The organism is Methylomonas sp. LWB (assembly GCF_001856095.1).
Classification (GTDB): domain Bacteria; phylum Pseudomonadota; class Gammaproteobacteria; order Methylococcales; family Methylomonadaceae; genus Methylomonas; species Methylomonas koyamae_A.
Genome location: NZ_MKMC01000007.1, coordinates 118,413 through 125,222 on the forward strand (window position 1 = coordinate 118,413; position 6,810 = coordinate 125,222).

At 58.1% G+C, this 6,810-nt stretch carries 6 protein-coding genes; 5 read left to right on the forward strand and 1 reads right to left on the reverse strand.

All coding sequences use genetic code 11. The features are described from left to right. Positions 1-112 precede the first annotated feature (112 nt). The 3 genes from pta to BJL95_RS04045 all read left to right on the forward strand — a co-directional run bounded on the left by pta (position 113) and on the right by BJL95_RS04045 (position 4,116). On the forward strand, positions 113-2,242 hold the full coding sequence (pta, locus tag BJL95_RS04035; protein ID WP_071155683.1) for a phosphate acetyltransferase: 2,130 nt from the start codon (positions 113-115) through the stop codon (positions 2,240-2,242). Between the two features lie 8 nt (positions 2,243-2,250). Beyond that, positions 2,251-2,820: a DUF2380 domain-containing protein gene (locus BJL95_RS04040; protein ID WP_083385625.1), complete on the forward strand. Its 570-nt coding sequence runs from the start codon at positions 2,251-2,253 to the stop codon at positions 2,818-2,820. Between the two features lie 105 nt (positions 2,821-2,925). Next, positions 2,926-4,116: an acetate/propionate family kinase gene (locus tag BJL95_RS04045; protein WP_071155685.1), complete on the forward strand. Its 1,191-nt coding sequence runs from the start codon at positions 2,926-2,928 to the stop codon at positions 4,114-4,116. Positions 4,117-4,186: 70 nt separating this feature from the next. On the opposite strand, the gene BJL95_RS04050 is transcribed toward BJL95_RS04045, so the two are convergent. Further along, positions 4,187-5,242, reverse strand: coding sequence for an integron integrase (locus BJL95_RS04050; RefSeq protein WP_139306119.1), 1,056 nt, complete (start codon positions 5,240-5,242; stop codon positions 4,187-4,189). A gap of 125 nt (positions 5,243-5,367) precedes the next feature. Here BJL95_RS04050 and BJL95_RS04055 point away from each other — a divergent pair, with 125 nt between their 5' ends. Together BJL95_RS04055 and BJL95_RS04060 are read left to right on the forward strand one after the other, a co-directional pair. After that, positions 5,368-5,934 carry a hypothetical protein gene (locus tag BJL95_RS04055; RefSeq protein WP_071155690.1) on the forward strand — a complete coding sequence of 189 codons (567 nt, stop codon included), beginning with the start codon at positions 5,368-5,370 and terminating at the stop codon, positions 5,932-5,934. A gap of 65 nt (positions 5,935-5,999) precedes the next feature. Continuing rightward, positions 6,000-6,332, forward strand: a complete 333-nt coding sequence (locus tag BJL95_RS04060; protein WP_071155692.1) for a hypothetical protein — start codon at positions 6,000-6,002, stop codon at positions 6,330-6,332. Positions 6,333-6,810 lie beyond the last annotated feature (478 nt).

Genomic DNA, 6,810 nt, shown 5'->3' on the forward strand with positions numbered 1-6,810 from the left:
AATGACTCGGGATGTTTCCCGATTCCGCGACGGCACGAATAATCGCCTTTCGGTCCGCCGTCGCGTTCTGCGCTAAACTTGCCCTATCACCCAGTCAACCGCGACGACCGCCATGCCAGATCTATCCGCGCTCCCGAATCCCGAACCGTTGATTGCCCAGGACATCTATATCGCCGGCACCGACGAGGGCAGCGGCAAGTCCTTGATCATGCTGGCCGTGATGGAGATGCTGTCCGGTTTCGCCGGCCACATCGGCTTTTTCCGGCCTATCATCCAAACCAGTCCGGCCAAGGACGACATGATTCAATTCATCAGCCACCGCTACGCGCTGCCTTGTCCGCCGGAAGCGATGTACGGCTGCAATGCCGACGAGGCCCGCGAGCTGCTGGCCGCCGAACAATACGACGAACTGCTGAAATTGATTTTGGCCAAGTATCGAGCCTTGAAGGCGCGTTGCGAACACATTCTGTGCGTCGGCACCGCGCCGCGCCGCGACAACGCGGCCTTCGCCTTCGAATTCAATCTCGACGTCGCCAACAATTTGGGTTGCTTGCTGATGCCTGTCATTCAGGGCTCCCATCGTACTCAGGAGCAAATCCTGCATAGTCTGGTCAGCCTGAAACACACTTTGCACGAACACGATTGCGAGTTGCTGGCCACCGTCGTCAACGGCGCGTCGCCCGAGCTGACCGACACCTTGCGCCACACCCTCCCCCACGATCCGGAATTTCCGGTTTACATCGTTCCCGGCGATCCGGCCCTGGAGAAACCCAGCGTCGGCGACATCGCCTGGGCCATCGACGCCAAGGTATTTTCCGGCGAGAACGGCGCGATGGGCCGGGAAGTGTCGCATTACAAGGTCGCGGCGATGCTGGTACCGGACTTTCTGGATTACGTCGAAGCCGGCGATCTGATCATCACGCCCGGCGACCGCTCCGACATCGTCATGGCCAGCCTGATGGCCTACCATTCCAAAAATTACCCGCAAATCGCCGGTTTGCTGCTGACCGGCCACCAGGAGCCGGCGCCGCAAGTGCGGAAATTGATCGACGGCCTCGGCGAAACCCCATTCGCGGTACTCGGCGTCGATTCCGACACCTTCACCACCGCGATGCAAGTCAGTCAGATCGGGCCGCGCTTACATAGTCAAAACGAACGCAAAATCGCCAAGGCGCTGGGCTTGGTCGAAGCCAATATCAACATGGTCGGCTTGCGCCTGCGGCTAAGCAGCAAAGTCAGCGGCAAGATCACGCCGCTGATGTTCGAATACGATTTGTTGCAACGCGCCAAGGCCGAAAAGCAGCACATCGTGTTGCCGGAAGGTAACGAGGAACGCATTCTACGCGCCGCCGAAATCCTGCTGCTGCGCGATGTGGTCAAAATCACCCTGCTCGGCAACGAAGCGGAAATCCGCCAAAAGATCCAAAGCCTGTCGCTGAAACTGGACGGCGTCGACATCATCGATCCGATGACGTCCGAACTACGCCGGCTCTACGCCGAAACCTATTACGAAGCCCGCAAGCACAAATGCATCGTCTTCGATACCGCCTACGACTTGGTCGCCGACGTCAGCTATTTCGGTACATTGATGGTCCACCTCGGCCACGCCGACGGCATGGTATCGGGCGCGGTGCATTCCACCCAGCACACGATCCGCCCGGCTTTCGAAATCATCAAAACCAAACCCGGCGCCTCCATCGTCTCCAGCGTGTTCTTCATGTGTCTGGAAGACCGGGTACTGGTTTACGGCGATTGCGCGGTGATCCCCAACCCCAACGCCCAACAACTGGCCGATATCGCCATCAACGCCGCCGATACCGCGCGATCCTTCAATATCGAACCGCGCGTGGCCATGCTGTCCTACTCGACCGGCGAATCCGGCAAGGGCGAGGCGGTCGATAAGGTCCGCGAAGCGGTGCGCATCGCCCAATCCTTACGCCCCGATCTGCTGTTGGAAGGACCCATGCAATACGACGCGGCGGTCGATGCCAGCGTCGCCAAAACCAAATTGCCGGACAGCCAGGTGGCCGGCAAGGCCACCGTGTTCGTGTTTCCGGACCTGAACACCGGCAACAACACCTACAAAGCCGTGCAGCGCTCGTCCGGCGCAATCGCGATCGGCCCGATTCTGCAAGGCTTGAACAAACCGGTCAACGACTTGAGCCGCGGCTGCACGGTGACCGACATCGTCAATACCGTCGTGATTACCGCGATCCAGGCCCAGCAAGCCGCGCCGGCGTGACGCTGCCGATGAATTCCGCGAGACTAACAATCTGGGCCTGGCTGCTATGGGCCGCGCCGCTAACGGCGGAAACCCGCATCGCGATTCTGAACTTCGAGCTCAAGGATATGACGCTGGCGCCCGGCCTACCGGCCGAAATCCAGCGGACCGCGTCGTTAAAACCGTTGCTGGAACGCGAATTGGCCGGCGCCGGTTATCGCATCGTCGATATACCGGACGCCGAACAACGCGGCGCGGACAGCGGCGTCGGATATTTGTTCGATCATGCCGACGCGGCCGCTCAACTCGGCTCGCGCCATGCCGCCGATTACGTGCTGGTCGGCCGCTTGCATAAACCGTCATTTTTGTTCGTTTACTTGATGGGCCACTTGGTGGAGGTCAAGCAGCAAAAAATAGTCGGCAACTACATCACCGAATCCAAGGGCGGCGACGCCAAATTGACCGGCAAGGCCGTCGAGGCGCTGGCCGCCAAAATCGATCAAGACCTGGAGCGCCGCTACTCGCCGCCACCGACCGATTCGGCGCGCCGAAGCCAGCCTGACGATGACGAATTCGCGTCCGCGCCTGGCCGAAAATGAAGTGGCCGTGGGAGCGGCCTCAGCCGCGATCGGCGGCGCTTCACCGGCAAATGACTTTAAACCATCGACCGCCATCCAATCACCGCAAACCACCAATTACTCGCGATGAAAATTCTGGTTCTAAATGCCGGCAGCTCGTCGGTTAAATACAGCGTCGTCGAAACCGACGACCATTCCGTCTCGATTTCCGGCTTGCTGGAACGCATCGGCAGCGCCGATGCCCGCCATGCCTACCGGATCGGCGCCGACATCCGGCAAATCGACACCGCCATCGCCGACCACGGCCAGGCACTCGGCCTGTTGTTCGAAACGCTGACCGCCAGCGGGGTCGTCAATGGTCAGCCGCTGGCCGGCATCGGCCACCGGGTGGTACACGGCGGCGAGAAATTCCGCGAACCGGCACTGATCGACGCCGACGTCACCCGGCAAATCGCCGAAACCATCCCGCTGGCACCGCTGCACAATCCGGCCAATCTGTCCGGCATCGAAGCAGCGTTGCGGCAGATGGGCGAGATTCCGCAAGTCGCGGTATTCGATACCGCCTTCCACCACACCCTGCCCGACTACGCCTTCCGTTATGCCCTGCCCGGCCAGTTGTACCGCGAACACGGCGTGCGCCGCTACGGTTTTCACGGCACCTCCCATGCTTATGTCGCCAAACAAGCCGCCAAATTGCTGGGTAAGCCGCTGGCCGACACCCACTTGATAACCCTGCACTTGGGTAACGGCGCCAGCGTCGCGGCGATCGCCGGCGGCGTCAGCGTCGACACCTCGATGGGCATGACGCCGCTGGAAGGCCTGATGATGGGCAGCCGTTGCGGCGACATCGATCCGGCCATCGCCTTTTATCTGGCCCGCACGCTGGGCATGGACCTGAATGCGATCGACCAGCTCTACAACAAAGCCAGCGGTTGCCTGGGCGTCTGCGGCGAAAACGACATGCGCGCCATCCACGCCAAGGCCGAGCAAGGCGACGACTCGGCCAAGCTGGCCTTGGCGATGTACGCCTACCGAATCAAGAAATACATCGGCGCGTACTTTGCGGTGCTGGGCCGGGTGGATGCGCTGGTCTTCACCGGCGGCATCGGCGAAAACGACGCCTGGCTGCGCCAAACTTGCTGTGCCGACCTAACCGGCTTGGGCATCGCCGTCGATCCCAACCTCAACGCCGCGCCGGTCAAGCCGACCGCGATCCACCCGGCCGGTACGCCAGTCGCGGTGCTGGTCATCGCCACCAACGAGGAATTGGAAATCGCGTTGCAGACTGCGGACTGTCTGGCAAAGCGGGCAACGTAAAGAGCGATAGTCCGGCAGCCTTTTCGCCTGCCGCGTTCCGTCACTGGAAAGACCGTGGATTTGACTCGGGCTACCGAATACCGCCGACGCTTTGCTCCCCCTGTTCCACGCTGGAACCGCTAGCCGGATGCGGATCGGCCGCCCCCTCCAAATCGTCCAGCGGGGAGACGACGCCTTGCCCACCCTGATGCAGCACATGGGTGTAAATCATCGTGGTTTCCAAATCGTTATGCCCCAACAACGCTTGAATCGTGCGAATGTCCGTGCCGCGTTGCAGCAAATGCGTGGCGAAGCTGTGGCGGAAAGTGTGCGCGGATACCCGCTTGGCGATACCGACTTGCCGCACCGCCACCCGAATCGCCTTATTGATGAGCGACTGATCGTAATGATGCCGCCGTGTCGCGCCCGACAAAGGATCGGCCGACAACGAACGCGCCGGAAACACGTATTGCCAACCCCATTCGCGCTCGGCATTCGGGTATTTTTTCGCCAACGCATAAGGCAGATAAACCGCCCCGTAACCGTCGGCTAAATCCTGATCGTGAACCGCCTTGACCTTGTCGAGATGGTTCAGCAACAACGGTGCCAGCGAGGCGGCAAACGTCGTCACCCTGTCCTTGTCGCCCTTACCGGAACGCACGGTAATTTGCTTGTAGGCAAAATCGATGTCCTGCACCCTGAGGCGGACGGCTTCGCTAATTCTCAAACCGCTGCCGTACAACAGCTTGACCACCAGTTGCGGTAAGCCCTCCAGCCGCGCCAAGACTTGCTTCACTTCGTCCACCGACAACACGACCGGAACATCGCGATGCGTTTTGGAGCGGATCGCGTCTATACGCTTGGTCAAGGGCTTATTCAGGACATGCTTATACAAAAACACCAAGGCATTCATCGCTTGGTTTTGCGTTGCCGACGCGACCTTACGCTGAGTCGCCAAGTGAGATAAAAAAACTTCTATCTTGGCCTCGCTGTCATCGAACAAAGCCTGCCGGTCCGTCATCCGGTGAAACTTGACGAACTGCTTGATCCAATCGGAATAACTACGTTCGGTATGCAAGGAATAATGTTTCAGCCGCATCACGCGACGCACATCGTCCAATAAGGTTGGCGATTTTGTACTTGACATAAAACACCTACCTGATAAAGTCAGTTGCAACATAATACGCAGGTAAAAGTGCCTGAAAAGGCGGTTAATATCAACTTATACGGGCAGATTTGCCTGATAATCAATAGTTATGTCGCAGGAGCAATATGACTTTCCCTGAGTACAAAATGGACGTCATTAAGCACGAGGTGGGCCATTGGGTCATCGCAAGACAGTTGGGATTCAAAACCGGAAAGATAGAGATCGAAATTTTGTCCAACCGCTCAAGCATGGGGCACATGGCAACCGCTACTATCTGTCCCGAACCGGACATTAACGGTCTCGATCCCTTGCTCAAATATATTGAATGCCGGGTGTGCATCCTATTCGCTGGAGTGATTTCTCAACTTCTGGATAAGTCTAACAAAACCGAGAGCACGGCTGCTGCCTTGCTAGATACCGATGGCGCAGATGACAAAGGAAAGATCAAAGACCTTCTGTTTATTGCCAGAGGCATTCGATTTTCAGGATCGATTCATGAATCAAACGAACATGAACAAATGAATGCCCTACAAAAGGCGTATTGGGAAAGGGCTAACGACTTGGTCCTGGATAACAGAGAAACCATACTTTCCATTTCAGAGAAGATCGCTCCAATAGTAAGTTCAAGAAACAAGCGTTATGTGCTTCAAGAAGATCAGTTGAAGTCCTGGTTTGACCATGCTGCGGCATAACCCTTCGTTCGAGGCGACCTGCGCGAAAAGCCGCGCAGGCGCCTCAACTCCACGTTAGGCGTCTCATGGCCACACCCGAACTCCTGAGATCATGGAAGCGAACTGAAGCATTCTTGCGGGACGCGAGAACGCATCTCTCGCAAATTGCAAAGGCAGAGTTCGCAAACAGCATCGCTCAATTTGAAGAATTCATCGAGCACAATGAACTTGGCCTGGCCTTTGATACCTTGGAGTCCATCGCGAACGAGAGCGAATGGGAGTCTCAAAGAGTCATTGAGCTCTTGGCGCTCGCAGCAGCCAGCATGGGCCTTCAAGACAGGCAGCGTGTTCTTGATGAACAGCTCAGCAGCCTGAAAGGCTGGAGGCATGAAACTTCTCTGCCAGCGGAAGACTGCTAGCTCCTCTGTTAAGGTCCATGGTCCTGCCATCTTGCCGTCGCTGTCGCAGCACTATGAAACCGACGCCTAACCCCTCCGTCAAGGGGACTGGCCTGCGGCCAGCCCCTTACGTCGAACGTGTGTGCCGGGCATGGCGCGTTACTATGTCGGTGAAAGTCCGGCAGCCAGGTTTTCGTAGAGCCGAAGGCTAGGGAAACGGCAAGGGCGTTGTCGCGAGGCAGGGTCTGGAAGAAGCCGAACCCAAAGCTGCGGGGCGATGAACAAGAACTGGATATGAGGCGTGATACATCCGGGGCGAGCGGGCACGTGACCGCGAAGCCCTCGGCTTTGGCATCCTGCGTCGCCCTACCTCCTGCATCCCTGCAGTCGTCCATCTACGATCGGGATGTGTTTTGTAAATCCGGCGTTCGCGCAGCGAAAGAAACGTGTCTTACCCCGGGAGGTCTCCAAACTGCTTTTGGAATGAAGCTGGACGACC

Excerpts from the sequence above, each read along its gene's own strand:
- pta (WP_071155683.1), top strand. The coding sequence starts at position 113 with ATGCCAGATCTATCCGCGCTCCCGAATCCCGAACCGTTGATTGCCCAG.
- BJL95_RS04055 (WP_071155690.1), top strand. The coding sequence starts at position 5,368 with ATGACTTTCCCTGAGTACAAAATGGACGTCATTAAGCACGAGGTGGGC.
- BJL95_RS04050 (WP_139306119.1), bottom strand. The coding sequence starts at position 5,242 with ATGTCAAGTACAAAATCGCCAACCTTATTGGACGATGTGCGTCGCGTG.
- BJL95_RS04040 (WP_083385625.1), top strand. The coding sequence starts at position 2,251 with ATGAATTCCGCGAGACTAACAATCTGGGCCTGGCTGCTATGGGCCGCG.
- BJL95_RS04060 (WP_071155692.1), top strand. The coding sequence starts at position 6,000 with ATGGCCACACCCGAACTCCTGAGATCATGGAAGCGAACTGAAGCATTC.
- BJL95_RS04045 (WP_071155685.1), top strand. The coding sequence starts at position 2,926 with ATGAAAATTCTGGTTCTAAATGCCGGCAGCTCGTCGGTTAAATACAGC.